General features: G+C 64.6%; 2 protein-coding genes and 1 pseudogene. All 3 read right to left on the bottom strand.

Going from position 1 to position 2,359, the window contains the following annotated elements; translation table 11 throughout:
• Nucleotides 1-120: 120 nt before the first annotated feature.
• Nucleotides 121-1,740 (bottom strand): annotated as a pseudogene (locus tag H7A77_RS25370) (protein-disulfide reductase DsbD family protein); the annotation flags it as partial.
• A 49-nt stretch (nucleotides 1,741-1,789) separates the two neighbouring features.
• Nucleotides 1,790-2,152, bottom strand: a complete 363-nt coding sequence (locus tag H7A77_RS25365) for a hypothetical protein (protein WP_042785115.1) — start codon at nucleotides 2,150-2,152, stop codon at nucleotides 1,790-1,792.
• A gap of 25 nt (nucleotides 2,153-2,177) precedes the next feature.
• Nucleotides 2,178-2,359: hypothetical protein (locus H7A77_RS25510; RefSeq protein ID WP_220457888.1), on the bottom strand; the 182-nt coding region annotated here is incomplete at its 5' end.

Here is a 2,359-nt window from a genome sequence, read left to right as displayed (position 1 = left end):
CCCCACAGTGTCGACTTGTCACCCTCGCCCCCTCCCCACCCCCCTGCCCCCCCCGCCCCCGCCGCCCGGACGAGCCGGGGCCCCCAGGCGCGGGCTGACGCACCCGCCCGGACGCCACCCCCCCGCCAGCACCATAGTGCCCGCCGCCAGCTTGGCCGCCAAGCGTGCCCCCTGCCGGCGCCACACCGCCAGCAGCAGTGCCAGCAGCGCCAACCCCCCCAGCCACAGCGTAGCCTGCACGCCGATATGATTGCTCAGCAGACTCAGCAACCACAGCGACGACGCCAGCATCAACAACCCCATCGCCAGCTTGACGGTATTCATCCAGCGGCCGGGACGCGGCAACCGCAGCGCCAGCGACGGCCAGGCGGCGATCAGCAACCACGGCAGACTCATGCCGATGCCGAGCGCGATGAACATGCCCCACAGCACCGGCAGCGACGCCGCCAGCGCGAAGGCCACCGCCGTGCCGAGAAACGGCGCCGAGCACGGCGTCGCCAGCAGCGTAGCGAACGCGCCCTGCCAGAAATGGCCGCTCAGACCGTGCCCGTTATGGGTGGCCAGCGACGTGTTCAGATCGGACGAGAGGCGCAGATGGAACAGGCCGAACAGGTTGGCGCTGAACAGCAGCGTCACCAGCACCATAAAGCCGATAAACCACGGATTCTGGAACTGAATGCCCCAGCCAAGCGCGTGGTTGCCGAGCCGCAGCAGCGTCATCAGCAGGGCCAACGCCATAAACGAGGCGACAATACCCAGCGACGACGCCAGGAACTGCAGCCGTACGCTGCGCCGATCGCGCCGCTCCACCTGCAGGATGGAACCGAGCTTGATGCCCAACACCGGCAGGACGCACGGCATCAGATTGAGGATCAACCCGCCCGCCAGCGCCATCAATACCGCCTGCCATAACGGGAACGCCGCACCGGCCGGCGCGGCCAGCGGATCGCCAATCGGCAGCGTAATCTGCTGCGCCATGCCGCCGTCGTCGATCACCAGCGTCAGCGTTTTGCCGCGCAGATCCGGCGCCGCCTCTCCCCAGCCATCGCTCACCGACACTCGCGCCAGCAGCTGATCGCCGTCGGTTTCAACCTGCGGCTTGCCGAGATCGGCATCCGCCAGCGTATCGAAGAACAGCGCGGGCCGCTGCCAACCGCCGGCGCGTTCGGCGGCAATCTGCAGCTCGCCGCTGCGATACCCGGCCTTGACGTTCTCCGTCAACCCGGCGGCGATCGGCACTTGCCCCATCGCCTGCGCGAAGTCGTGATTAAACTGCGGATCGTTCGGCGCCGTCAGATCCAGACTGAACGGGTAGTCGGTCAGAATGCAGACATTGCTGCAGGTGGACAACGTCAAAGTGCCCGCCAGCGGGCCGGATACCGAGCCAGGCATCACGATCGGCAGCGTGACCCGATCGTGATAGCCCTGGGTGGAAATGCCGGCCACCTCGAAACGCTGCGGCGTCGGCCAGTGCCAGGTCGCCGGCGGCGGGTGGCCTTGCCAGACGATAGCCGGCGCGATGCCGCCTTCGCCCGGGGAACGCCAGTAGGTTTTCCAGCCTTTTTGCAGCTCGACCGACAGCAGCAGACGGGTCTCTCCCGGCTGTGACGTGTCGGCGCGCAGCCGCACCTTGGCATGATCGTTGGCCGGATTTTGCAGCCAGCCGCTGTCCGCCGCCTGCAAGGCGGGCAGCCACAGCATAAACAGGCAAGCACAGGCCAGCCTGATAATTTTCAACATGTTAATTCTCCATAAATGATTAATTCACCGCGAAAAACGGGCGATTAACTCATTCACGGAAGACGCATAATCGAAGGTGCACCCTGAGGGTGGGCGGAGAAATGGCGCGAGGAGGAGGAATGCGCAGACGCGCGGCAATGGTCGGCGCCAACAGCGCCAGCAGCAGACCCAGACCGAACAGCATGGTTTCGAACATTACCGGCGGCGCGGCCAGCAATGATTTGGCGCTCAGTTCACAGGGCGTCGGCTGCGCTTCGGCGGCGGCGTCGCTGGATTGAACGGCGGTAGCGGCCGGGATCCCCAGCGTTTGCTGCAGCGCATGCAGGCCCGCCATGCGCTGGGTCATGCACGTCAGCACCACCAGGCAAGCCAGGCATAAAAACCATTTTGCAATCCGCTGCCGTTTAACCATGCCATCCTCATGTTCAGATCTGGGGTTATCTTAGCGGCGCAGACGCGATTAGCAACGTTTTGTCGGTAAAGAAATGTCTGAGCGGCGGTATTGATGGCGGCGAATTACAGGTATCATAGAGGGTAAGCCTGCGCTTTTCGCCGGGTACGATGACGATTCTCTCCTCCAGGCACACTGCGGGGATACACAGCGAAGGACTGGTGATAT

Origin of the sequence: Serratia sp. ME47, from assembly GCF_903970925.1 — a bacterium.
Lineage (GTDB): Bacteria > Pseudomonadota > Gammaproteobacteria > Enterobacterales > Enterobacteriaceae > Serratia > Serratia ureilytica.
The sequence above is the reverse complement of the archived record's forward strand: the minus strand, read 5'-3'. Positions and strand labels throughout refer to the sequence as shown.

Excerpts from the sequence above, each read along its gene's own strand:
- H7A77_RS25365 (WP_042785115.1), bottom strand. The coding sequence starts at position 2,152 with ATGGTTAAACGGCAGCGGATTGCAAAATGGTTTTTATGCCTGGCTTGC.